Raw genomic sequence first — 21,630 nt, 5'->3', positions numbered from 1 at the left:
TCAGGGGTCGAGCCGTGCGTCCTGCTCGAGGACCTCTGTCGTCGCGGGATGCAGCAGGCCGACGATGACGACCAGTGCGACGAGGGCCAGCGACAGCGGGAGCACGAGGGTCCCGACGTCCCGGAAGTTCCACGCAAGGCCCAGCTGGATCAGCTGCGCCATCACGACCGGTCCGCGCGCCCAGCGGCGTACCTTCCACAGCGACCAGGCGCACCACGCGAGCCCGGCAGCGGCCGCGAGGAAGAACACCGAGGTGGTCAGGCCCATGGTCAGCCGGATGACGCGGAGGTTCGCCAGCTCCAGGACACCGAGGGCGAGGAGCACCAACGCCTCCACTGAGACGAGCGAGGCGGCGACCACGAGCGGGGGCACCGCGCTACTGTCTGGTCCAGGGGGAATGTCAGAAGGTGTAACGGGCACGGCTCAACACTAGTTGTGACGGACACGACCAGCGTTGGGGGTTGTGTGAACGTTCAAGTCTTGCGAGTCTTGTCGCTGCGCTGCGTGGCGCCCGGGCCCAGCTGATTGTCCGAGAACAGCACCTGCCTGTGACGAGAAAGAGGGATTTCCCTACCCATGGATTGGCGCAGTCGCTCTGCATGCCTCGACGAGGACCCTGAGCTGTTCTTCCCGATCGGCAACACCGGTCCCGCAATCCTCCAGATCGAGGAGGCGAAGCAGGTGTGCCGGCGCTGTGAGGTGCGCGAGCAGTGCCTCGCCTGGGCCCTGGAGGCCGGGCAGGACCACGGAGTGTGGGGTGGCCTCAGCGAGGACGAGCGGCGCGCGCTGAAGCGCCGCAACGCCCGCGCCCGCATCCGCACCGCCTGACCGCGGGCCCCTCGCGTCGATCGGCCAGCCCGGCTACTCGACGGGCAGGTCCGCCTGCACCCGCGTGCCGCGGCTCCCGGGTCCGATCTCGAGCATCCCGCCGAGCTCGGACTCCACGAGCGTGCGCACGATCGAGAGACCCAGCTGGGTCGAGGCGTCGAGGTCGAAGGACTCGGGAAGCCCGCGCCCGTCGTCCTCGACGACCACGTGCAGGCGACCGACGATGCGGCGTGCGGTGACCACGACGCGCCCCTCGGTGCGCCCGGAGTCCCTCGCGTAGCCGTGCTCGACCGCGTTCTGCAGCAGCTCGGTCAGCACCATGGCCAGCGGCGTCGCGGCCTCGGACGCCAGCTTGCCGAAGGACCCCTCGCGCACGACGCGGACAGGCACCTCGACGCCGCTGACGTCGACCACCATCGCCCCGAGCCGGTCGGCGATCTCGTCGAAGTCGACCGTTTCCTCGACGGCGTGGCTGAGCGTCTCGTGCACGATCGCGATCGACCCGACCCGGCGCACGGCCTCCTCGAGGGCCGCCTTGGCGTCCTCGGCCTGCGTACGCCTCGCCTGGAGGCGCAGCAGCGCGGCCACGGTCTGGAGGTTGTTCTTCACGCGGTGGTGGATCTCGCGGATCGTGACGTCCTTGGTGACGAGCTCGCGGTCGCGGCTGCGCAGCTCGGTGACGTCGCGGACCAGCAGCAGCGCACCACTCCGGTCCCCCTGCGGACGCAAAGGGATGCTCCGCACGATGAGGGTGACCTCGTCGGTGCCGACCTCGGTCGCGCGCCCGTCGCGACCGCCCAGCACCGCGCTCAGCGTCTCCTCGTCGATCCGCTTGCGCGCCGGCACCAGGTCGCGGGTCAGGTCGGTGAGCACGAGCCCGGTCAGGTCGCCCTGGAGGCCGAGGCGGCGGTAGGCCGAGAGGCCGTTGGGACTGGCGTAGACGACGCGTCCGGTCGGGTCGAGGCGGACGAACCCGTCGCCCACGCGGGGTGAGTCGGCGTGGTCGCTGCGCTGCCCCGGCAGCGGGAAGTGGCCCGAGGCGATCATCTGGGTCAGGTCGGCCGCGGTCTGCAGGTAGCTCAGCTCGAGCCGGCTGGGCGTGCGTACGCCGAGCAGGTTGGTGTTGCGTGCGATCAGGGCGATCACCCGGCCCGCACGGCGCACCGGGATGACCTCCACCCGCACGGGCACGTCGTCACGCCACTCGGGGTCTCCCTCGCGCACGAGGCGGCCGGTGCCCAGCGCCTCGTCGAGCATCCGGCGCCGGCCCGTGGGGATGAAGGTGCCGAGGACGTCGTCCACGAGCGCGGTCGGGCCGGTCGTGGGTCGCATCTGGCCACCGGCCCAGTAGCCCTTGCCCTCCCGGTCCGGGAGCCACAGCACGAGGTCCGCGAAGGACAGGTCGGCGAGGATCTGCCAGTCGGCCATGAGCAGCTGGAGCCACGCGATGTCGTCCTCGACGAGGTCGGTGTGGGCGCGCACGAGCTCGTGGAGGGAGGGCACCCGGCCACCCTAGGGCCAGCCCCGGACCGGGCTGGGGCGACGTCGGTGCCTGCTGGCAGGATGGGCCGCATGTCGATCGGCTACTGGGACCAGGTGCAGGCGGCTGGTTTCGAGGTCCCCTCGGACCGCCCGCTCGGCGACCTGACCGCGGAGCTCACCACGATGCTCGGCTCCACGCAGCCAGAGGTGCGCGACGGCACCGCCTACCCCGCCCTCGCGACGTGGATCGACCGCGGCGTCTACGACGACCTGCTCGCCGGCCTCGGCGACGGCATGGTCACCGGATTGTCCGTCGGACTCGGCGAGCAGGGCACCGACACCGTCTTCCGGCGCAGCTTCAGCGCGCTGATCCTCGCCGAGTGCCTCGAGCGCGACAACGCCGAGCACCTGATGCCCCCGGCGAAGATCATGGACTGGGGCGACCGGATCGCGGTCTGGTTCCTCGCCGAGGTCGACACCCGCGGCTTCGTGCCGGGCAAGGGGTGGGCCCACGCGATCGCCCACGGAGCGGACACGATCGGTGCCCTCGCCGAGTCCCCGCACCTCACGGGCGACGAGCACAGGGTCCTGCTCGACATCCTCGCCGAGCGCCTGCTCCAGCAGCCCGCCGACCAGCCGCTCGAGTCCGGCGAGCCCGACCGGATGGCCCATGCAGCGATGCGGATCCTGCGGTGCAACACGCTCGGCACCGACGTCCTCGAGCCCTGGGTGCACCGCATCGGTGCCGCGGCCAACGCGTTCGGCGGCCCCGTCGACCACGACCCGTTCGCCCGCACCCACGCGCCCCAGTCGTTCCTGCGCGCGCTCTTCGTCCAGCTGTCCCTGGCGCCCGACTCACCGCAGGTGCGCCCCGACCTGCTGCTCGTGCTGATCGAGGCGCTCCGGATGACCAACACGCCCTTCCTGCGACCCGGCACGGACTAGCCTCCGACCCGGCACCGACTAGCCTGCGGAGCATGAGCGAGTCCACCGACATCTCCGGCCACAGCGGCGAGCTGGCCGTCCACGTCGCCCGCGCCCACGGCGTCGAGACCATGTTCACCCTCTCGGGTGCCCACGTCTTCCCGATGTACGACGGCGCGGTGAGGACGCAGGCCGAGGGACAGGGCCCGCCGATGCGCCTGCTGGACGTGCGCCACGAGCAGACCGCCGCGTTCGCCGCCGAGGCCACCGGCAAGCTCACCCGCGTGCCCGGCCTCGCCGTCCTCACCGCAGGCCCCGGCGTCACCAACGGCATCAGCGCGATCGCGCAGGCCCAGTTCGCCGGTTCGCCGATGGTCGTCGTCGGCGGTCGCGCCCCGCAGAACCGCTGGGGCAGCGGCTCCCTCCAGGAGCTCGACCAGCCGCCGATCATCGCGCCGGTCGCGAAGGCCGCACGGACCCTCATGACCGCAGCCGACGTGGCCGGCGGCATGGACGAGGCCTTCACCCTGGCCCGCTCGAGCCACCGCGGTCCCGTCTTCGTCGACGTGCCGATGGACGAGTTCTTCAACTCCTCGACCGGGACGATCGCCTCCGGCGAGGGCACCCGCATCGAACCCGACCCCGACGCGGTGGAGAAGGTCGCACGGCTGCTGGCTGCGGCCCGGCGTCCCGTGCTCATCCTCGGCACCGACGTGTGGGCCGACCACGCCGAGGTCGCCGCGCTCCGGCTCGTGGAGGACCTCGGCCTGCCGACGCTCACCAACGGCATGGGCCGTGGCGTGATCCCCGGCGGGCACCGCTGCCTGGTCACCAAGGCTCGCGGTGCCGCGCTGTCCGGTGCCGACCTCGTCGTCGTCGTCGGCACGCCGCTCGACTTCCGCCTCGGCTACGGCGCCTTCGGCGGTCCGGACAAGAACCCGCAGGGCGAGTTCGCGAAGGTCGTGCACATCGCCGACTCCCCCGGCCAGGTCTCCGGCCACGCCGAGCTGGCCGCATCGGTCTCCGGTGACCTCACCACGGTCCTCGACGGCCTCCAGGCTGCGATCGAGCGCGGCGCCAAGCCCGACTGGCAGGCCTGGTCCGACCAGCTCGCCGACCAGGTCGAGGTCGCCGCGGCGCGCGACGCCGAGCTGCTCACCGCCGAGGCCGATCCGATCCACCCGGCGCGCATCTACGGCGAGCTGGTGCCGCGACTGGCCGACGACTCCGTCGTCATCGGCGACGGCGGCGACTTCGTCTCCTTCGCCGGCAAGTACGTCGAGCCGAAACGACCCGGCGGCTGGCTCGACCCCGGCCCCTACGGCTGTCTCGGCGCGGGCCTGGGTGCCGCGATCGCCGCCCGCATCGCTCGTCCGTCGGCCCAGGTGACGCTGCTGCTCGGTGACGGCGCTGCCGGCTTCTCCCTCATGGACGTCGACACGCTGGTGCGCCACGACCTGCCGGTCGTCATGGTGATGGGCAACAACTCCGCGTGGGGCCTGGAGAAGGGTCCGATGCAGATGCTCTACGGCTACGACGTCATCGCCGACCTCGGCCAGCGCACGCCGTACGACGACGTGGTGAAGGCGCTCGGCGGCGCCGGCGAGACGGTCACCGACCCGAAGCAGATCGGGCCCGCGCTCGACCGCGCGTACGCCGCCGGTGTCCCCTACCTCGTCAACGTGATCACCGACGTCGAGGCGGCCTACCCCCGCAACACGTTCGGCATCTGAGCCGGCCGCCGTGGTGGAGGTGCGCCTCGCGCGACCAGAGGAGCACCAGGCGGTCGGCGAGCTGACCGTGCGCGCCTACGCGGCGTACACGCGCGGCCCGGCCGACCCCTACGTGGCCCGGCTGCGCGACGCCGCCTCGCGGGCCGCGGCGGCCGAGCTGTGGGTCGCCGTCGCCGGCGACCGGCTGCTGGGCAGCGTGACCTGCTGCCCGCCGGGGTCGTCCTACCGCGAGGTCAGCCGTCCCGACGAGGGAGAGTTCCGGATGCTCGCCGTCGACCTCGACGCCCGCGGGAGAGGTGCCGGCACGGCGCTCGCCGCCCGGTGCGAGGAGCGGGCGCGGGAGCACGGCGCGGCCGGGATGGCACTGTCCTCGCTGGCTGCGATGACAGCCGCACACCGGATCTACCGCCGGCTGGGCTACGCCCGCGACCCCGCGCGCGACTGGTCGCCGCTGGCGGGGGTCGAGCTCATCACCTTCGCGAAGCGGTTCTGACTCAGCAGCGGCGCACCGTCGCGGGGTCGGACGGGTCGTCGAAGCACACCGTCCCCGACGGGAGCGCGGCCATCTCGGCGCCGGAGACCATCTGCCACTGCCACGCCCGCCAAGCGCCCTCCTCCTCTGCCACTGCCGTGACGAGCGCGCCGCCGGCGGTGAGCCAGGTGCGCGTGGTCGCGTCGTCGGTCAGCTCGACGTCACCGGTCGTGTCGAGCGCGCGCAGGCGATCGCCGTCCTGCACCAGCACCTGGGCGTACGACGGGTCGGAGGCGGAGGTGACGTAGAAGGACGCTCCGTCCGACATGACGGAGGTGGGTTGGGTGGTCGACACGCGGGCATCCGCCACGGCGAGGTCGTGTCGGAGCGTGCGGCCGTCCTCTCCCCGCACGACCAGGGTCGCCGGGTCGCCCGCCTCGACGCTCACGGTGTAGCGGTAGCCGACGTCGAAGACGGCCCGGCCCCCGGCACCGATGGTCTCCCCCGCCACGGGGACGATGGAGGGCAGCTCGTTCTCGGTGTCGTTACCGCACGGCTGCGACGCCTCGAGGCCCTGCCGCAGGCACGCCTCCTCCACGTGCCGGAGCACTCCGTCGTCGCCGAGGGCCCACCGCCAGGCATCGACGACGATCGTCTCGGGACGCAGGAGCGTCATGTTCCCCTCCGCGTAGGCGTTGACCGACCGGCTCGACCAGAGCGTCCCCTGCTCGAACCAGTAGTCGTGCAGGTGGACCATCCGGAAGTGCTCGGTCGCGCTCCCGTCGACGGGCACGGACCCCCGCACCAGCAGCTCCGGGTCCTCCACGACCGCCCGGACCAGCAGCCCGTCGCGCAGGTCGAACACCAGCGGGTAGCCGCCACCACCGACCGCGGACGGGTCGTCGAAGTAGAGCACCAGCTCCTGGTCGCCGTCGCCGTCGGCGTCGATCGGGTCGAGCGCGGAGGTGCCGATGGTGGTGCCGAGCTCGGCGATGCCGTACGCCTGCTCCCCCGTCGTGCTCACGGTGGTCTGGAGGCGGACCCGGCCGTCGAAGTCCTCCGTCGGCTCGGCGAGGAAGTCCACCCGCTCCTTCCTGCCGTCGCCGTCCAGGTCCAGGCGCGCCGGCGAGGAGAGGTCGTCGGCCTTCCAGTCCCGGCCGACATCGGCAGGCAGCTCGAGCTGCGGTGCGTCCGGCTCCGGCGCGACCTCGTCGGAGCGCGTACGGCCGCCGACACCCTGGAGCACGACGCCCAGGACGAGCAGGACCACCGCGGCCGCCGCGAGCAGGACCCACGGCGTGGGCCACCGCCGCCGGACCGGGGTGGCCGTGGCCAGCGGGGCCAGGTCCTCGCCCCGCACGAGGTCGGCCCGCGCGGCGAGGGCTACGCGCAGTCGCGCCTCCAGGTCGGGGGCGCCAGGTGTCGTGCTCATCGCTCCTCCTCTCGCGAGCTCGGTGTGACGGGGGCGTGCATGGCCCTCTCCAGGGCCACGAGCGCGCGGCTCGCGGTCGACTTCACCGTGCCGCGGCTGATGTCGAGCGTCCGGGCGATCTCCGCCTCGGACAGGTCCGACCAGTAGCGCAGGACCAGGACCTCCCGCTGGCGAGGGGCGAGGGTGTGCAGCGCCACGATGACCTCCCGGTGCTCCTCGGCCAGCACCGCGCTGTCCTCGGGGGTGGGTGGCGACAGGTCGTGGGGCGGGGAGTACGCCCGAGCCGTACGCCGTCGCCGCAGCGCGGAGCGTGCGGTGTTCACCACCGCGACGCGCAGGTAGGCCAGCGCCTTCGACGGGTCCCTCACCGCGTCAGGACGACGGGCGAGCGCCGCGAAGGCGTCCTGCACGACGTCCTCGGCGGAGGCGACGTCGTCGACCAGCAGCACCGCCAGCCGCACCAGGGCGAGCCGGTGCGCGGCGTAGAGCTCAGTGATGTCGACTGCCGGCTCCATCGCCACCCCCGATCCTGCCCCCGATCCTGCCCCCGGTCCTGCGGTCCCCGTGCCCATGTCTGGTAGACGTGTGGGTGGCACACAGGTTGCCTCACCGCGCCACCCATCTGTCGGAAGGTCCGCCATGTCCCGCCCCGAGACCACCACCCTGACCTTCGTCGTGGGTGACGACGACACGGCTGCAGCCGTCGGCAGCGGCTCGCTGCCGGTGCTCGGGACACCGCGCCTCCTCGCGTGGCTCGAGGCGGCCACGTGCGCCGGGCTGGTGCCGCTGCTGCCCGAGGGATCGACGAGCGTCGGCACCCGGGTGCAGCTCGAGCACCTCGCCGCCAGTCCGGTCGGCGCCGAGGTCGAGGTCAGCGCCTCCAGCGCCTACGAGGACGGCCGGCTGCACCGCTTCACCGTCAGCGCCCGCGACACCACCAGCGGCAAGGTGCTCGCCGCAGGAGAGATCACCCGCGTGGTGGTTGACGCCGAGCGGTTCCTCGCCCGGCTGTGACCTCGCGTCAAGTCCGACCTGACTAGACCGCCCGGACGTCCTCGACCGGATGGGTCGCGGGCGGGCCCACGGTCTGGCAGGCTCGCGCACGGCGCGTGGGGGCGCACGGACGGAATGGGGCCAACGAGCATGGATGATCGGCTGCGAGAGATACTGGCGACACTGGGCCAGCGCATCGAGTTCGCGGAGTACGAGAAGCGGATCGCGCTCGACGAGGTGCGCGCCCTCGTGGCGCAGCACCACCTTCACCTGCACCTGCCGCAGGTCGCGGAGCTCACGACGCTCACGCAGCCCGCGCTCGGGGCGATGGTCCCCGACCAGCACGCCTAGTCCGCGGCCTGCCCCGGACGTGCAAAAGTCCCCGCCGCGGCGGGGACTTCTACGAGATGACGTGCAGGTGCGCGTCAGGCGTTGGGGCGCTTGCCGTGGTTCGCGCCCTTCTTCTTGCGCGCGCGGCGCTTGCGTCCGGTCTTGCCCATGGTGGTCCTCCTGGAATCGGTGCTCGGGTCAGTGTGTCAAAAACCCGGGGGTGCGGCGAATCGGGTCGAGGGCCGGGTCAGGCCCCACCCTCGGTGATCTGGATGCTGACCTCGCGCAGCTGGAGGCGTACGCGGTCGCGCAACGACTCCGGTGCCGCCTCAGAGCAGGACCGTGCGACGAGCTGCTTGACGGCCTTCTGGAGGTCGTGGCGCTCCAGGCAGGGCCCGCACTCGCGCAGGTGCATCTCGACGACGGCGCAATCGGCCTGGTCGAGCTCGTTGTCGATGAAGTAGACGATGCGCTCGATGTAGTCGACACAGTCGTCGCTGCCGTGCTCGTGGGTGCTCACTTGACCTCCCCCTCGGTGTCGGCGCCGGGGACGGTGGATGCGGGGAGGAGGTCGTTGGCGCGGACGTAGTCGGCCAGCATGTCGCGCAGCTGGCGCCGGCCACGGTGCAGGCGCGACATCACGGTGCCGATGGGCGTGTCCATGATCTCGGCGATCTCCTTGTAGGGGAAACCCTCCACGTCGGCGAGGTAGACCGCGAGGCGGAACTCCTCGGGCAGGCGCTGCAGCGCGTCCTTGACCTCCGAGTCGGGCAGGTGCTCCAACGCCTCCATCTCCGCGGACCGCAGACCGGTCGAGGAGTGGGACTCCGCGCGGGCGAGCTGCCAGTCCTCGACGTCCTCGGACATCGACTGCTGCGGCTGGCGCTGCTTCTTGCGGTAGGAGTTGATGTAGGTGTTGGTGAGGATCCGGTAGAGCCAGGCCTTGAGGTTGGTGCCGGGCTTGAACTGGTGGAAGGCGCTGTAGGCCTTGGCGAACGTCTCCTGCACCAGGTCCTCGGCGTCGGCCGGGTTGCGGGTCATCCGCATGGCAGCGCCGTAGAGCTGGTCGAGGAACGGCAGGGCGTCGCGCTCGAAGCGGACGGAGCGCTCGTCGGAGGTCTCGTCCTCGACGGCGATCTCAGGGCCGGACGTGTCGTCCGTGAGTGATTCAGTCATCACGGTCCACGATAGCGCTGCGGGTCTCTCGAGTGTCAGTGCCTGCACACCGGCTCCAACACCTCACCCCACTCGGGGATTCCCGACGACGTCACGCACCAGCCATTCCAGCGTGGACTCGACCACGATCCCCATCGCCTCGTCCTGGCTCACCCCGCCCCGCGCAGGCACCTTGAGCCCGTGGTCGGCGCCCGGGACCACGACCATGTCGACCCGGTCGAGGTCGCCGGGGAACTCCTCGGGACGCCCCATCGGGTCGCGCTCACCCTGGATGAGCAGGGTCGGCAGGCCGACGCCGCGGAGCTCGGGGAGCCGGGTGGGCTCGGTGCGGCCCGGCTGGTGGAGCGGGAAGGACAGGACCAGGCATCCGGTGGCTCCCAGCGACCGGGCCGTGCGCGCGGCGGAGCGCGCCCCCGCCGAACGGCCGCCGACCACGAGCGGCGTACGCACACGCATCACGTCGGCCGCGCACGTCAGCGCCGCGTCGAGGGTCGGCGGCGCGGTCGCGACCTTGCGCCCCGCGACACGCCACGGCTGCTCGAACAGCACGACCGAGACGCCCTGCGCGGGGAGCGCGTCGGCCAGCGCCCACAGGTCGCGCGACTCGATGCCGCCACCGGCGCCGTGGCTCAGCAGGAGCGTGGCGATGGGCCTGGCGGCCCGGCGGGTGTGCAGCCGGCCCTCGCCGTGGGGGGTCGCGACGGAGCGAACGGTGGCCTTCTTCACTGCAGGGTCTCCTCGGCGGGCAGGGGCTCCACGAGCTCGGGGCCGTTGTTGCGCACGTTGCTGACGAGGGCGGGCACGGCGTACGCCTCCAGGCGACCGGGCGCGGCCGGCACCAGGAGCGCGGTGTCGCCGGGGGTGGTCGGGTCGAGCCACTCGTGCCAGCGTTCGCGCTCGACCATCAGCGGCATCCGGTCGTGGATGTGCCCGAGGGAGTCCTCGGCCTGCGTGGTCAGCACGGTGCACGTCCAGCGGAAGCGGTCCGGGTCGTCCTCGGCGCGGGTGGGGTCGCGCCAGATCTCGTAGAGCCCCGCCATCGCCAGGACCCCGCCGTCACGCGGCCGGATGAAGAAGGGCTGCTTGACCGGCTTGCCACGGGCGTCGGTCTGTGAGGTGGCGTACCACTCGAAGTAGCCGTCGGCCGGCAGCAGCGCGCGCCGACTGGCGAAGGCCTTGCGGAAGGCCGGCTTCTCCGCCACGGTCTCCATCCGCGCGTTGATCATCCGGTTGCCGATCGAGGGGTCCTTGGCCCAGGACGGGACCAGTCCCCAGGTGAGCACCCGCAGCTGGCGCTGGGCGGGCTCACCGGACTCCCGCGAGGGCGGGCGCTCGACGACGGCGTAGACCTCCTTGGTGGGGGCCACGTTGTAGTCGGGCGCCAGGGGCGCGGCGATCCGGCTCTCGACGACCTCGAACTCCTCGACGAGGTCCTCGGAGCTGCGGGACGAGGCGTAGCGACCACACACGAGGCCCACCCTAGGGGAGCCGGGCGACGGCATCCGCTCAGCCGCGGGCCAGCTCGTCGAGCAGCATCCCCGCTCCGGCGTCCGTGGCGGGCAGGCCCTCGATCCACACCCGCACCGAGGCGCCGCCCGACTCGGCCTGGACGCCGTCGAGCAGGGTGCGCAGCACCCGCACCCGTCGCCCGAGACGCTCGTCGCGGCGGGTGAGGATCGCGACGCGGTGCATGCCCAGGCGCGCCACGGTCTCGTCGCGGACGAAGGCCGTGCGCACGATCTCGCCGGCACGCGCGAGGCGCATGGCGCGGGTGAAGTGGTCGCCCGGCTCGTCCGACGGGTCGTCGCCGAACGGCAGTGCGCAGACCACGAGCGCGTGGGCGCCGACGACGTCCGCGGTCTCGGCCACCGTGTCCCTCGCGTCACTGGTGGCGAGCCGGTAGAGCTCGGAGAGCCGGCTGCGCAGGTGGGCCTGGCTGGAGAGGCCCGTCATCGGGTCCTCGCAGGACAGCTGGTGGAGGTAGCCCAGGGTGGTCTCGCTCCATGCGGTGAGCAGCGCCGCGACGACGTCGTACGCCGGATCGGTGCCCGTGAGGCGGTGCCACGTGCCACGCAGCCCCTCGAGCGTCTCCTCCACCGAGGCGCCGTCGCGGGCCAGGTCCTGGCCCGCGACGCTGCAGGCGGGCAGGACGTCCGATCCTGAGGTGAGCGCCTCCCCCACGGCCTCGAAACGGTGCGGCAACCCCGACCGCACCTCGAGGGACTGCGAACCGCTCACCCCAGGACCAGGTGCCGCGAGTCGTCGCCCACGTGTGGCGAAGTTCTTCACGGCAGCTCCCTCCCGGATCCGGTCTTGCTCACTGGTGTGACGTCGTCCCCACCGGTCCATGACGCGGACCCGGGCGGAAATCACGATTCGGCCATCGCGACCCCGCGTCGCGCCGTGGAGGTCTACAGTTCGAGGAGCCTGACAGCCGGGTCAGGAGTGCTTCGGGAAGCGTCGATCCACATGAGCATTGCCACCAGCGTCGAAGCGCCGGGTGACGCCGAGCTGATCTCGGCGGTCCGCGGCGGGGACCTCGACGCCTACGGCACCCTCTTCGAACGGCACGTCGGCGCGGCCCGACGCCTGGCCCGCCAGCTCGTCCCGGCCGGGGACGCCGAGGACCTCGTCTCCGAGGCGTTCGTCAAGGTGCTCGGCGTGCTGCAGCGCGGCGGCGGCCCCGACGTCGCCTTCCGCGCCTACCTGCTCACCTCGGTGCGCCGGCTCCAGGTCGACCGGTTCCGCGCCGGGGCGAAGCTGCACACCACCGACGACATGGAGGCCTTCGACCCGGGCGTGCCGTTCCGCGACACCGCCGTCGAGGGCTTCGAGAGCGCCGCGGCCGCCCGCGCCTTCGCCTCGCTGCCCGAGCGGTGGCAGCTGGTGCTCTGGCACACCGAGGTCGAGGGCGACAAGCCCGCCGACATCGCGCCGCTGCTGGGCATGAGCGCCAACTCGGTCTCCGCACTGGCCTACCGTGCCCGCGAGGGACTGCGCCAGGCGTTCCTCACCCAGCACGTCGCCGAGCTCGAGCAGGACCACTGCCGCTGGACCCACGGCCAGCTCGGAGCTTTCGTCCGCAACGCCGTCTCGCGCCGCGACGCCGCCCGGGTGCAGGGGCACCTCGACGAGTGCCGATCGTGCATGGCCATCTACCTCGAGCTCACCGAGGTCAACAGCAACCTCGGCGGCCTCCTCGCCCCCCTGCTGCTGGGCGGCGTGGCGACCGCCTACCTCGGTGGTGCCGCCGTGACCGGCACCGTGACTGGCGGGATCGGCCTGCTGGTCGGGCGGGTCCGCGACCTCGTCGCCGGCAACGCCGGCGCCGCCGCCGTGGCGGGCGTGGCCGCCAGCACCGTGGTCGTGGCCGGCGGCATCGCGCTCGGCATCGGCGGCCCCGACCGAGCGCCCGGCGAACCCGCGGCACTCCGCGCGCCGACGTCGACGTCGACGCCGTCCACGACCGACCCGTCGGCGGCTGCCCCTGCTGGTGGCTCGCCGCGCCGCTCGGCCACCGGTCCGGACGCCGTGGTCATCGCGCCCGGCGAGGAGGTGGTGGTGCCCGGCACGACCACCCCGGGCGACCCGACCACGGATCCGCTCACGGACCCGACGACCGACCCGACCGGCGATCCCACGACGGATCCGACCGGTGACCCCACGACCGGTCCCACCAGCACCCCCACGACCACCCCCTCGACCTCGCCGACCTCGAAGCCGACGCCCACCTCGAACCCGAGCTCCAGCCCCACGTCCACCCCCCCGAGTCCCACGTCCAGCCCCACCTCGAGTCCCACGTCCAGCCCCGCCTCCAGCCCCACGGCCCAGCCGACGGGCAACCCGACACCCACCCAGGCCCCGACGACGCCGCCGCCCGCGGCCGCCGACGTCTCCCTGGGCGGCTCCGCGTCCGGGACGCGACCGACGTACGACGTGGTGCTGCGGGTCGCCGCCCTCGCGTCCGGCTCCAGCGCCGTCCTCACGGTCGAGGCCGCAGGCGCCGAGGTGGTGCGCACCAACGACGGACGGTGCACCACCAACCGGGCCCGCGCCACCTGCCAGATCTCGGGCGCGAACCTCGCCCCGGTCTCCTTCGAGGTCGTCGCACCGCAGGGCGCGCAGGTCGTGGCCTCGCTGTCCACGGCGCAGCCGGACACCGACGTGTCCAACAACACGTGGCGCGCCGTCCTCGGCTGAGGACGACCCGCTCCGGACGCCTCCCTGCGGGCGGGGCGCCCCTTCGGCGCATCGTGTAGACAAGGGCCATGACGATCACCCGGTTGCTCGCCCGTCCGATGCTCGCCACGATCTTCGTCGCCGGCGGCATCAACGCCATCCGCAACACCGAGGCGCACGCCGTCAAGGCGAAGAAGGTCGCCGACCGGATGGTGCCGCTGGCCCAGCGGGCCGTGCCCGGGGCACCGATCCCCACCGACACGCAGACGCTCGTCCGGATCAACGCCGGCGCCCAGATCCTCGCCGCCGCCGCCCTCGCGACCGGGCGTGCGCCGCGCCTGAGCGCCACCGTGCTCGCCGCATCGCTGGTGCCCACCACGCTCGCCGGGCACCCCTTCTGGGAGGAGTCCGACCCGCAGGCCAAGGCCGCCCAGCGGCTGCAGTTCATGAAGAACACCTCCATCCTCGGGGGCCTGCTCCTCGCCGGCGTCGACACCGACGGCCGGCCCGGCCTGGCCTGGCGCGCGCGTCGCGCCGCCGCCGACGTGCGCCGCGAGGCCAGGCAGGTGGCCAAGGACGCCCGCCGCGAGGCGAAGCTCGCCAAGGCCCAGCTCACCTGATCGATAGGGTGCGCGGGTGAATGAGCTCTGGCCGGCGCCCCGTCCCCTCGACCCCGTGGACCGGGTCGTCTCGTTGCCGGGCAGCAAGTCGCTGACCAACCGCGCGCTGGTCCTGGCCGCGATCGCCGACGGCCCGAGCGTCGTACGCCGTCCGCTGCGCTCGCGCGACACCCTGCTGATGGCTGCCGCGCTCACCTCGCTCGGCACCGGCATCGAGGACACCGCCGGACCGGGGGGCGGCGACTGGGCGGTGACCCCGCAGGCGTGGGACCGCGACGCCGACGTCGACTGCGGGCTCGCCGGCACCGTCATGCGGTTCGTCCCGCCCGTGGCGGGGCTCGCGCGTGGCACGGTGGGCTTCGACGGCGACCCCCACATGCGCCTGCGGCCCGTCGGGCAGATGCTGACGGCGCTGGCCGACCTCGGCGTCCACGTCGACGACGACGGCCGCGGCGCCCTCCCCTTCGCCGTGCGCGGCAGCGGCACGGTGTCCGGCGGCACCGTGACCATCGACGCCAGCGCCTCGTCGCAGTTCGTCTCGGCGCTGCTGCTCGCCGGCGCCCGCTACGAGCACGGGGTCGACGTACGCCACGTCGGCAAGCCGGTGCCCTCGCTCCCCCACATCGAGATGACCGTGCAGATGCTGCGCCAGCACGGTGTCGGGGTGGACGACAGCGACGCCGACCGGTGGGCGGTCGCCCCCGGGCCGGTCGCCGCCGTCGATCACGCCATCGAGCCGGACCTGTCGAACGCCGCGCCCTTCCTCGCGCTCGGCGCCGCCACGGGCGGTCGCGTGACGGTCACCGACTGGCCGGCCACCACCACCCAGCCCGGCGACGAGCTGCGCGAGATCCTCACGCTGATGGGCTGCGAGGTCAGCCTCGTCGACGGCGACCTCACCGTGCAGGGACCGGCGCGCCTCTCGGGGGTCGACCTCGACCTGCACGACGTCGGCGAGCTCACGCCCGCGATCGCCGCGCTCTGCGCCCTGGCCGACTCCCCCTCCCACCTGCGCGGGGTGGCGCACATCCGCGGCCACGAGACCGACCGCATCACGGCGCTCGCCACCGAGCTCGGGCGGCTCGGCGCGGACGTCACCGAGCGCGAGGACGGCCTGTCGATCCGACCCTCCGCGCTGCACGGCGGAACGTTCCACACCTACGCCGACCACCGCATGGCCCACGCCGGGGTCATCCTCGGCCTGGCCGTCGACGACGTGCTGGTCGAGGACATCGCCACCACGGCCAAGACCTTCCCCGACTTCGCGACCGCGTGGAGCACCGCCGTGCGGGGCGGGTCCGCGTGACGACCGGGCGCTACGGCGAGCACGACCACGAGCACTACGAACGCCCCCGGCGCCGCACCCGCCCGCGCACCAAGGACCGGCCGAGCTACGACGACGCCGTCGACGCGCGCGTGGTCACCGTCGACCGCGGTCGCTTCACGCTCCTGCTCGACGGACGCCGCGTGATGGCGATGAAGTCGCGCCCCCTGGGGCGCAAGGGCGTCGTGGTCGGCGACCACGTGCGGGTCGTCGGGGACACCAGCGGGGTGGACGGCTCGCTGGCCCGGATCGTGGAGGTCGTCCCGCGCAGCACGACCCTGCGGCGCACCGCCGACGACGACGACCCCGTCGAGCGGGTGATCGTCTCCAACGCCGACCAGCTCGTCGTGGTCACCGCGCTGGCCGACCCCGAGCCGCGCCCGCGCCTCATCGACCGGGCCCTCGTGGCGGCGTACGACGCCCAGATGGCGCCACTGCTGTGCCTCACCAAGGCCGACCTGGCCGACCCCGAGGTGCTGCTGTCGACCTACCGCTCCCTCGGGGTGCCGTGGGTGGTGACCCAGCTCAGGGGCGAGGGCGCAGGAGACCTCACCGAGCTCCGCGACCGGCTGCGTGGGCGCACGAGCGTCTTCGTGGGCCACAGCGGAGTCGGAAAGTCCACCCTCGTCAACGCACTCATCCCCGACGCGCACCGCGAGGTCGGCATCGTCAACGCCGTGACCGGCCGCGGCCGGCACACCTCCACCAGCGCCTACCTGCTCGAGCTCCCCGACGCCGAGGGCTGGATCATCGACACCCCCGGCATCCGATCCTTCGGCCTCGCTCACGTGCAGCCGGAGAACCTCATCGAGGCCTTCCCCGACCTCGACGAGATGACCGAGACCTGCCCGCGCGGCTGCTCCCACGGCACCGGCGAGCCCGAGTGCGGGCTCGACGAGGCGATCACCGCGGGCGAGGCCGACGCCGACCGGGTCGAGTCGTTCCGGCGGCTGCTGGCCGCGCGCGAGGCCTCCAGCGACTGGTAGTCCTGCCGCTCAGCCCCACACGGCCTGTGCGCCGGAGTCGCCGGCGAGGTAGACGGTGACGAGCAGCGCGACCGCACCGACCGCGAGCAGCGCCATGACCGGGACGCCGAAGCGGGTCTCGCGCGCGCCGCGACCCGAGGCCAGCGCCGAGGCCCCGCCCAGCGCCCACGCGGCGAGACCGGAGACGAGGACGTAGGCCAGCGACACGGTGCGCAGCAGCTCGCCGTCCTCCTCGTGCTCCGCCACGATCGGCGCGAGCTCCGGACGTGAGGCCAGCAGGTCCTCACCCGCGGCGACGGCCAGCAGCGAGGTGGCCGCGGTGACCACCGCGAGCACGACCAGCGGCCACCGCAGCAGCCAGCGCCACCGCGGCACGAACGCGTACGCGAGGCCGGTCAGCGCCGCCAGCGGACCCAGGACGACGACTGCGTGCACCACGAGCGGGTGCAGCGGCACACCGTTGAGCTCCATCCGTGCAGGGTAGGACCCGATGCTGGGAATAGCCTGTGGACATGCCCATCACCGGCCCCGGCTCACACGACCACACCGACGACCTGCGCCTGGCGCACGTCCTCGCCGACGACGCGGACTCCATCACCCAGGCGCGCTTCAAGTCGCTCGACCTGCACGTCATGAGCAAGCCGGACCTCACGCCGGTCACCGACGCCGACAAGGCCGTCGAGGAAGGCATCCGCCGCACCCTGTCGCGGGTGCGCTCGCGCGACGCGGTCGTCGGGGAGGAGCAGGGCAGCACCGGCCACAGCCAGCGCCGCTGGATCGTCGACCCGATCGACGGCACCAAGAACTTCGTGCGCGGAGTCCCCGTCTGGGCCACGCTCATCGCGCTCGCGGTCGACGACGAGGTCGTCCTCGGGGTGGTGTCAGCACCGCAGCTGCAGCGCCGGTGGTGGGCCTCGGTCGGCAACGGCGCCTGGACGGGCCGGTCCCTGCTCAAGGCGACGAAGTGCGAGGTCTCCGACGTACGCCGCCTCGAGGACGCCTCGCTGAGCTACTCCTCGCTGGGGGGCTGGGACGAGCGCGACCGGCTCGACGACTTCGTGTCGCTGTCGCGACGCTGCTGGCGCACGCGTGCCTACGGCGACTTCTGGTCCTACATGCTCCTCGCCGAGGGCGCCGTGGACATCGCGGCCGAGCCCGAGCTCGAGCTCTACGACATGGCGGCGCTCGACGTCATCGTGCGCGAGGCCGGCGGCCGGTTCACCTCCCTCGACGGCACCGACGGCCCGTGGGGCGGCAACGCGCTGGCCTCCAACGGCCACCTCCACGACGCCGCACTGTCCTTCCTGGGCTCGCTGGGCGACGACGGTTCCGACCCCGACGTCCCGCGCCGCGGGCCCGGCTCGGTGAGCAACCTGCGTGACCGGCAGGCCCCGCCCGTCCTGGACTGACAGGAGGTCTGTCGCCCACGGCCGCGCTTGGCTACGGTGAGGTCACCGTCACCGTGCACGACCGGACGAGAGGTGCCCCGATGAAGATCAACGACGTCATCCACGCCAAGGCGCAGCAGGCCGTGGTGACCATCAGCCCCGACGCCACCGTGCGCGAGCTGGTCGCGCTGCTCGCCGAGCACAACGTCGGCGCCCTCGTGGTGAGCGACGACGGCGAGCGCGTCTCCGGCATCGTCAGCGAGCGTGACGTCGTCCGCCGCCTGCACGACGACGACGCTGTCCTGGGCGCCCCGGTGAGCACCATCATGACCGCGGACGTGCGCACCTGCACCGGCACCGACGGCCTCACCGACCTCATGCAGACGATGACCGAGCACCGCATCCGGCACGTCCCGGTGGTGGCCGACGGGCGGCTGACCGGCATCATCTCCATCGGTGACGTGGTCAAGAGCCGCATCGGCGAGCTCGAGTTCGAGCGCGACCAGCTCGACCACTACGTCCACCAGACCTGACACCCGACTACTGATGGGAACCACCGTGAGCCAGAAGCCCGACGTCGACCCGCACATGGGCGAGGTGCCCGCCGACCTCGAGGTCACCGACCTCGTCGAGGGCGAGGGCCCCGAAGCCACGTCCGGATCGACCGTCTCGGTCCACTACGTCGGCGTCGCCCATTCCACGGGCGAGGAGTTCGACGCGTCCTACAACCGCGGCACCCCGCTGCAGTTCCGCCTCGGCATCGGCCAGGTCATCTCCGGCTGGGACACCGGCGTGCAGGGCATGAAGGTCGGCGGCCGTCGTCGCCTCGTCATCCCGCCGCACCTCGGCTACGGCGACCGCGGCGCGGGCGGCGCGATCAAGCCCGGTGAGACGCTGATCTTCGTGGTGGACCTGCTCGAGGTCCGCTAGCGAGCGTCACCAGGGGACGTCGATCTCGACCTCTCCGTGGGCGACCCGGGCAGCCAGCGGCCCCAGCGTGACCACGTCACCGGGGGCCAGCTGGCGGCCCCGGCGCGTCTCGACCTCGTCGTTGACCCGGACGGCGCCGTCGGCGATCACCGGCTTGGCCTCCGCGCCGGTCTCGACGAGGTTGGCGAGCTTGAGGAACTGGCCGAGCCGGATCGACTCGTCGCGGATCGGGACGTCGATCGGTACGGGTCGGTGGTCGTCAGGCATGGGCCCAGTCAACCAGTACACCTAGGGTGGACCACCGTGCGGACACGAACCCTGCTCACCGTCCTGGTCCTGGGCCTGCTGGCTCCCCTGCTCACGCTCGGCGCGCCCACCCAGGCCCGCGAGGCGGCGCGGCCCGGGAAGAGCGGGTGCGAGGCACGCGGCGGCATCGAGGTGTGCTTCACCTCGCCGCCCTCCCGGCGCAACGACCCGACCGTGCTGGACCGGCCGGCCCGGCTCTTCGACACCGCCGGCCCCGGCGACACGATCCGGATCGCCATGTTCCGCTGGGACATCAAGCCCCCCACCGACGCGATCCTCGCCGCGCAGCGACGGGGCGCCACGGTGCTCCTGGTCGGCGACGACGACCTACGGCTCAACAAGCAGGGCCGCCGGCTGATCAGCACGCTCGAGGAGCAGGACCCGGCGCGGACCAATGTCACGATCTGCCGCGGCGCCTGCCTGCCCTGGCGCGCCAAGGGCCCCTTCCCGGACAGCCAGAACGTGCAGCACCTGAAGTTCTACGTGACCGACATCGGCGGGGTGCAGTCGTTCATCACGTCCTCGGCCAACCTCGAGGACCGGCAGTACCGGCAGTACAACTCGTTCCTCAAGATCGACGACCCCGGCCTGCACCAGTTCGGCGTCGACTACTTCGCCCGCCTCCAGGCCCAGAGCCTCAAGGTCGACGGGGTGCGCTGGAAGGACCGGCAGAAGGTGTGGAGGAGCGGCGACACGACCGCCGCCGTCTACCCCAACCGCGACGACCTGCTGCTCTCCACGCTGCGCGACATCTCGTGCACGCGAAGGGCCCGGGACGTGTCGGCGATGTTCGCGGTGATCCAGCGCGCCGACGTACGCGACCAGCTGGCGCGGCTGTCGCGGTCGGGCTGCCGGGTCCGGATCGTCACCTCGCGCGACACCGTGGAGAACTGGCTTGAGCAGCCGCTCGCGGTCGGCGACGTCCCCGACGCCCGGGTGCGGACGGTGCTGACGCACGACAAGATGCTCGCGGTGCACGCGAAGTTCCGCGGCCGGGCCACGCACCTGGTCGTGACCGGCACGTCCAACACCACGTGCGGCGGCCTGCTCTACAACGACGAGGTGATGCTGCGCATCGTCGGCAACCGCTGGCTGCACGGGCAGTACCTCGCGCACTTCGACGACGCGTACGCCCGCGCCTGGCAGGGCCGCTCGCGGGTCATGCCCGTGATGAAGCCCTGCCGTTGAGGGTTGCCGCCGAGGTCCGGCCGGCTCAGTGGACAGCCAGGCTGAGGGCGTGGATGACGACGCCCACCAGTCCGCCCACGATCGTGCCGTTGATCCGGATGAACTGCAGGTCGCGACCCACGTGCAGCTCGATGCGGCGCGCGGCCTCCTTGCCGTCCCACCGCTCGATGGTGTGGGTGATCACGGTCGTGAGCTCGGCGCCGTAGCGCTCGACGGCGAAGACCGTCAGGTCGGCCGCCGTGCGGTCGAGGCGCTCGCGCAGCGCGGCGTCGTCGCGGAGCCGCCCGGCGAACGCGCTCAGCTCGTCGAGCAGGCGTCGCCGCACCGCACCCTGCGGGTCCTGGATCGAGCCGAGCAGCGCCGAGCGCATCGCCTTCCAGAGCGAGATCGCGGTCGTGACGACCTGCGGGTGGTCGAGCAGGCGCTCCTTGAGGCCCTCGGTGCGATGCTGGGTCTCGGTGTCGTTGAGCAGGTCGTGGGCCAGCTGGCCGAGCATCGAGTCCAGCGCCTCCCGAGCCCGGTGGTGCGGGTCGTCGCGGATGTCCTCCAGCCACGCGAGGGCCTGCACGTGCAGCCGTGAGGTGACCGCGTCGTTGAGCTTCGGCGGCGCCCACCACGGGGCACGTTCCTCGAGCACCCGGGTGAACGTCTCGGGGTTGTCGACCAGCCAGCTGTGCAGCTCGTCCACGGCGAGGTCGACCAGCCCGTGGTGCAGGTCGTCGCGCAGGACCTCCATCAGCGTGGTGCCCAGCAGGGGCGAGATCGGCTCCTCACGGAAGCGCGGCACCAGCGCCTGCGTCACCAGGTCGGCGACATGGTCGTCGCGCACCTTCCCCAGCGCGATGACCGCGACGTCGGCGACCTCGTCGACCACGCGACGGGCGTGGGCCTCCTCACCGAGCCACTCGCCGACGCGGGCCGAGATCGTCGCGGCGGCGACGCGCTCGCGGATGATGTCCTCCTGCAGGAAGTTCTCCCCCACGAACTCCTCGAGCCCCTTGCCCAGCTCGTCCTTGCGCTGGGGGACCAGCGCGGTGTGCGGGATCGGCAGTCCGAGCGGGTGCTTGAAGAGCGCCGTCACCGCGAACCAGTCGGCGATCGCACCGACCATCGACGCCTCGGCGCCGGCATTGACGAAGCCCCAGAACCCGTCGCGGCCCAGCGTCGCGACGTACACGCAGGCGGCGAGGACCAGCAGCCCGACCGCGACCGTACGCATCTGGCGCAGACCGCGTCGGCGAGCCTCGTCAGCGCCCGGATCCGGCGTGACGAGCGAGAGGGAGGGTTGCCTCGGTGCGGCCGTGGTGGGCATGCGGACCATCCTCCCCGACCGTGCCAG

At 72.7% G+C, this 21,630-nt stretch carries 27 protein-coding genes; 14 read left to right on the top strand and 13 right to left on the bottom strand.

What is annotated here, in order from left to right; translation table 11 throughout:
* Positions 1–372, bottom strand: a complete 372-nt coding sequence (locus K4G59_RS12900; RefSeq protein WP_231251457.1) for a hypothetical protein — start codon at positions 370–372, stop codon at positions 1–3.
* A 204-nt stretch (positions 373–576) separates the two neighbouring features.
* Between K4G59_RS12900 and K4G59_RS12895 the strand changes: the two genes are divergently transcribed.
* Positions 577–828 carry a WhiB family transcriptional regulator gene (locus K4G59_RS12895; RefSeq protein ID WP_056601527.1) on the top strand — a complete coding sequence of 84 codons (252 nt, stop codon included), beginning with the start codon at positions 577–579 and terminating at the stop codon, positions 826–828.
* 33 nt (positions 829–861) lie between these two features.
* Here K4G59_RS12895 and K4G59_RS12890 read toward each other — a convergent pair whose 3' ends face one another.
* Positions 862–2,331, bottom strand: a complete 1,470-nt coding sequence (locus tag K4G59_RS12890) for a sensor histidine kinase (RefSeq protein ID WP_231251456.1) — start codon at positions 2,329–2,331, stop codon at positions 862–864.
* Between the two features lie 69 nt (positions 2,332–2,400).
* Between K4G59_RS12890 and K4G59_RS12885 the strand changes: the two genes are divergently transcribed.
* Genes K4G59_RS12885 through K4G59_RS12875 form a run of 3 tightly spaced genes read left to right on the top strand, consistent with a single transcriptional unit; the run spans position 2,401 to position 5,460 of the window.
* On the top strand, positions 2,401–3,255 hold the full coding sequence (locus K4G59_RS12885) for a DUF2785 domain-containing protein (RefSeq protein WP_231251455.1): 855 nt from the start codon (positions 2,401–2,403) through the stop codon (positions 3,253–3,255).
* A gap of 32 nt (positions 3,256–3,287) precedes the next feature.
* Positions 3,288–4,967 carry an acetolactate synthase gene (locus tag K4G59_RS12880; protein ID WP_231251454.1) on the top strand — a complete coding sequence of 560 codons (1,680 nt, stop codon included), beginning with the start codon at positions 3,288–3,290 and terminating at the stop codon, positions 4,965–4,967.
* A gap of 10 nt (positions 4,968–4,977) precedes the next feature.
* Entirely contained in the window at positions 4,978–5,460 is a 483-nt protein-coding gene (locus K4G59_RS12875; RefSeq protein ID WP_231251453.1) for a GNAT family N-acetyltransferase, read from the top strand.
* Position 5,461: 1 nt separating this feature from the next.
* Here K4G59_RS12875 and K4G59_RS12870 read toward each other — a convergent pair whose 3' ends face one another.
* Both K4G59_RS12870 and K4G59_RS12865 read right to left on the bottom strand, forming a co-directional pair.
* Positions 5,462–6,871, bottom strand: coding sequence for a hypothetical protein (locus K4G59_RS12870; protein ID WP_231251452.1), 1,410 nt, complete (start codon positions 6,869–6,871; stop codon positions 5,462–5,464).
* Complete coding sequence (locus K4G59_RS12865; RefSeq protein ID WP_231251451.1) at positions 6,868–7,386, bottom strand: SigE family RNA polymerase sigma factor; 519 nt, start codon at positions 7,384–7,386, stop codon at positions 6,868–6,870. The genes K4G59_RS12870 and K4G59_RS12865 overlap by 4 nt, the downstream gene beginning before the upstream one ends.
* 124 nt (positions 7,387–7,510) lie before the next feature.
* Between K4G59_RS12865 and K4G59_RS12860 the strand changes: the two genes are divergently transcribed.
* Both K4G59_RS12860 and K4G59_RS12855 read left to right on the top strand, forming a co-directional pair.
* Positions 7,511–7,885 carry a thioesterase family protein gene (locus tag K4G59_RS12860; protein WP_231251450.1) on the top strand — a complete coding sequence of 125 codons (375 nt, stop codon included), beginning with the start codon at positions 7,511–7,513 and terminating at the stop codon, positions 7,883–7,885.
* Between the two features lie 129 nt (positions 7,886–8,014).
* Positions 8,015–8,215 carry a hypothetical protein gene (locus K4G59_RS12855; RefSeq protein ID WP_231251449.1) on the top strand — a complete coding sequence of 67 codons (201 nt, stop codon included), beginning with the start codon at positions 8,015–8,017 and terminating at the stop codon, positions 8,213–8,215.
* A 74-nt stretch (positions 8,216–8,289) separates the two neighbouring features.
* Here the strand turns inward: K4G59_RS12855 and K4G59_RS20665 are convergent, their stop codons facing one another.
* The 6 genes from K4G59_RS20665 to K4G59_RS12830 all read right to left on the bottom strand — a co-directional run bounded on the left by K4G59_RS20665 (position 8,290) and on the right by K4G59_RS12830 (position 11,608).
* Complete coding sequence (locus K4G59_RS20665) at positions 8,290–8,364, bottom strand: 50S ribosomal protein bL37 (protein ID WP_369759046.1); 75 nt, start codon at positions 8,362–8,364, stop codon at positions 8,290–8,292.
* A 77-nt stretch (positions 8,365–8,441) separates the two neighbouring features.
* Positions 8,442–8,714 carry a mycothiol system anti-sigma-R factor gene (rsrA, locus tag K4G59_RS12850; protein WP_231251448.1) on the bottom strand — a complete coding sequence of 91 codons (273 nt, stop codon included), beginning with the start codon at positions 8,712–8,714 and terminating at the stop codon, positions 8,442–8,444.
* Positions 8,711–9,370: a sigma-70 family RNA polymerase sigma factor gene (locus tag K4G59_RS12845; RefSeq protein WP_231251447.1), complete on the bottom strand. Its 660-nt coding sequence runs from the start codon at positions 9,368–9,370 to the stop codon at positions 8,711–8,713. Before K4G59_RS12845 ends, rsrA begins: the two co-directional genes overlap by 4 nt.
* Positions 9,371–9,433: 63 nt before the next feature.
* Positions 9,434–10,096, bottom strand: a complete 663-nt coding sequence (locus K4G59_RS12840) for an alpha/beta hydrolase family protein (protein WP_231251446.1) — start codon at positions 10,094–10,096, stop codon at positions 9,434–9,436.
* Positions 10,093–10,839 carry an SOS response-associated peptidase gene (locus K4G59_RS12835; RefSeq protein ID WP_231251445.1) on the bottom strand — a complete coding sequence of 249 codons (747 nt, stop codon included), beginning with the start codon at positions 10,837–10,839 and terminating at the stop codon, positions 10,093–10,095. The genes K4G59_RS12840 and K4G59_RS12835 overlap by 4 nt, the downstream gene beginning before the upstream one ends.
* A gap of 37 nt (positions 10,840–10,876) precedes the next feature.
* Positions 10,877–11,608: a hypothetical protein gene (locus tag K4G59_RS12830; RefSeq protein WP_231251444.1), complete on the bottom strand. Its 732-nt coding sequence runs from the start codon at positions 11,606–11,608 to the stop codon at positions 10,877–10,879.
* A 231-nt stretch (positions 11,609–11,839) separates the two neighbouring features.
* On the opposite strand from K4G59_RS12830, the gene K4G59_RS12825 reads away from it, so the two are divergent.
* From K4G59_RS12825 to rsgA, 4 genes are all read left to right on the top strand, one after another.
* Positions 11,840–13,570, top strand: a complete 1,731-nt coding sequence (locus K4G59_RS12825; protein ID WP_231251443.1) for a sigma-70 family RNA polymerase sigma factor — start codon at positions 11,840–11,842, stop codon at positions 13,568–13,570.
* A gap of 68 nt (positions 13,571–13,638) precedes the next feature.
* Entirely contained in the window at positions 13,639–14,169 is a 531-nt protein-coding gene (locus tag K4G59_RS12820) for a DoxX family membrane protein (RefSeq protein ID WP_231251442.1), read from the top strand.
* A gap of 16 nt (positions 14,170–14,185) precedes the next feature.
* On the top strand, positions 14,186–15,475 hold the full coding sequence (gene aroA, locus K4G59_RS12815; protein ID WP_231251441.1) for a 3-phosphoshikimate 1-carboxyvinyltransferase: 1,290 nt from the start codon (positions 14,186–14,188) through the stop codon (positions 15,473–15,475).
* The gene (rsgA, locus tag K4G59_RS12810; RefSeq protein WP_231251440.1) at positions 15,472–16,479 is read left to right on the top strand and encodes a ribosome small subunit-dependent GTPase A; all 1,008 of its coding nucleotides are present in this window, start codon (positions 15,472–15,474) and stop codon (positions 16,477–16,479) included. Before aroA ends, rsgA begins: the two co-directional genes overlap by 4 nt.
* Before the next feature lie 9 nt (positions 16,480–16,488).
* On the opposite strand, the gene K4G59_RS12805 is transcribed toward rsgA, so the two are convergent.
* Positions 16,489–16,950, bottom strand: coding sequence for a DUF2231 domain-containing protein (locus K4G59_RS12805; RefSeq protein WP_231251439.1), 462 nt, complete (start codon positions 16,948–16,950; stop codon positions 16,489–16,491).
* A 41-nt stretch (positions 16,951–16,991) separates the two neighbouring features.
* Here K4G59_RS12805 and K4G59_RS12800 point away from each other — a divergent pair, with 41 nt between their 5' ends.
* The 3 genes from K4G59_RS12800 (at position 16,992) to K4G59_RS12790 (ending at position 18,797) form a co-directional block, all read left to right on the top strand.
* Entirely contained in the window at positions 16,992–17,888 is an 897-nt protein-coding gene (locus K4G59_RS12800; RefSeq protein WP_231251438.1) for an inositol monophosphatase family protein, read from the top strand.
* A gap of 80 nt (positions 17,889–17,968) precedes the next feature.
* Positions 17,969–18,400: a CBS domain-containing protein gene (locus tag K4G59_RS12795; protein ID WP_231251437.1), complete on the top strand. Its 432-nt coding sequence runs from the start codon at positions 17,969–17,971 to the stop codon at positions 18,398–18,400.
* Between the two features lie 55 nt (positions 18,401–18,455).
* Positions 18,456–18,797 carry an FKBP-type peptidyl-prolyl cis-trans isomerase gene (locus tag K4G59_RS12790; protein WP_207085415.1) on the top strand — a complete coding sequence of 114 codons (342 nt, stop codon included), beginning with the start codon at positions 18,456–18,458 and terminating at the stop codon, positions 18,795–18,797.
* 6 nt (positions 18,798–18,803) lie between these two features.
* Here the strand turns inward: K4G59_RS12790 and K4G59_RS12785 are convergent, their stop codons facing one another.
* Positions 18,804–19,064, bottom strand: a complete 261-nt coding sequence (locus K4G59_RS12785) for an RNA-binding S4 domain-containing protein (protein ID WP_231251436.1) — start codon at positions 19,062–19,064, stop codon at positions 18,804–18,806.
* Positions 19,065–19,100: 36 nt separating this feature from the next.
* Between K4G59_RS12785 and K4G59_RS12780 the strand changes: the two genes are divergently transcribed.
* Positions 19,101–20,291, top strand: coding sequence for a phospholipase D-like domain-containing protein (locus K4G59_RS12780; RefSeq protein WP_231251435.1), 1,191 nt, complete (start codon positions 19,101–19,103; stop codon positions 20,289–20,291).
* Positions 20,292–20,316: 25 nt separating this feature from the next.
* Here K4G59_RS12780 and K4G59_RS12775 read toward each other — a convergent pair whose 3' ends face one another.
* Complete coding sequence (locus tag K4G59_RS12775; RefSeq protein WP_231251434.1) at positions 20,317–21,603, bottom strand: DUF445 domain-containing protein; 1,287 nt, start codon at positions 21,601–21,603, stop codon at positions 20,317–20,319.
* Positions 21,604–21,630: the final 27 nt, after the last annotated feature.

This window comes from Nocardioides furvisabuli (genome assembly GCF_021083185.1).
GTDB classification, from domain to species: Bacteria; Actinomycetota; Actinomycetes; order Propionibacteriales; family Nocardioidaceae; genus Nocardioides; species Nocardioides furvisabuli.
This window is presented reverse-complemented; position numbering and strand designations above follow the sequence as displayed.

Excerpts from the sequence above, each read along its gene's own strand:
- K4G59_RS12845 (WP_231251447.1), bottom strand. The coding sequence starts at position 9,370 with ATGACTGAATCACTCACGGACGACACGTCCGGCCCTGAGATCGCCGTC.
- K4G59_RS12795 (WP_231251437.1), top strand. The coding sequence starts at position 17,969 with ATGAAGATCAACGACGTCATCCACGCCAAGGCGCAGCAGGCCGTGGTG.
- K4G59_RS12805 (WP_231251439.1), bottom strand. The coding sequence starts at position 16,950 with ATGGAGCTCAACGGTGTGCCGCTGCACCCGCTCGTGGTGCACGCAGTC.
- K4G59_RS12885 (WP_231251455.1), top strand. The coding sequence starts at position 2,401 with ATGTCGATCGGCTACTGGGACCAGGTGCAGGCGGCTGGTTTCGAGGTC.
- K4G59_RS12785 (WP_231251436.1), bottom strand. The coding sequence starts at position 19,064 with ATGCCTGACGACCACCGACCCGTACCGATCGACGTCCCGATCCGCGAC.
- K4G59_RS12895 (WP_056601527.1), top strand. The coding sequence starts at position 577 with ATGGATTGGCGCAGTCGCTCTGCATGCCTCGACGAGGACCCTGAGCTG.
- K4G59_RS12860 (WP_231251450.1), top strand. The coding sequence starts at position 7,511 with ATGTCCCGCCCCGAGACCACCACCCTGACCTTCGTCGTGGGTGACGAC.
- K4G59_RS12870 (WP_231251452.1), bottom strand. The coding sequence starts at position 6,871 with ATGAGCACGACACCTGGCGCCCCCGACCTGGAGGCGCGACTGCGCGTA.
- K4G59_RS12865 (WP_231251451.1), bottom strand. The coding sequence starts at position 7,386 with ATGGAGCCGGCAGTCGACATCACTGAGCTCTACGCCGCGCACCGGCTC.
- K4G59_RS12880 (WP_231251454.1), top strand. The coding sequence starts at position 3,288 with ATGAGCGAGTCCACCGACATCTCCGGCCACAGCGGCGAGCTGGCCGTC.
- K4G59_RS12800 (WP_231251438.1), top strand. The coding sequence starts at position 16,992 with ATGCCCATCACCGGCCCCGGCTCACACGACCACACCGACGACCTGCGC.
- K4G59_RS12790 (WP_207085415.1), top strand. The coding sequence starts at position 18,456 with ATGGGCGAGGTGCCCGCCGACCTCGAGGTCACCGACCTCGTCGAGGGC.
- K4G59_RS12820 (WP_231251442.1), top strand. The coding sequence starts at position 13,639 with ATGACGATCACCCGGTTGCTCGCCCGTCCGATGCTCGCCACGATCTTC.
- K4G59_RS12775 (WP_231251434.1), bottom strand. The coding sequence starts at position 21,603 with ATGCCCACCACGGCCGCACCGAGGCAACCCTCCCTCTCGCTCGTCACG.
- K4G59_RS12825 (WP_231251443.1), top strand. The coding sequence starts at position 11,840 with ATGAGCATTGCCACCAGCGTCGAAGCGCCGGGTGACGCCGAGCTGATC.
- K4G59_RS12855 (WP_231251449.1), top strand. The coding sequence starts at position 8,015 with ATGGATGATCGGCTGCGAGAGATACTGGCGACACTGGGCCAGCGCATC.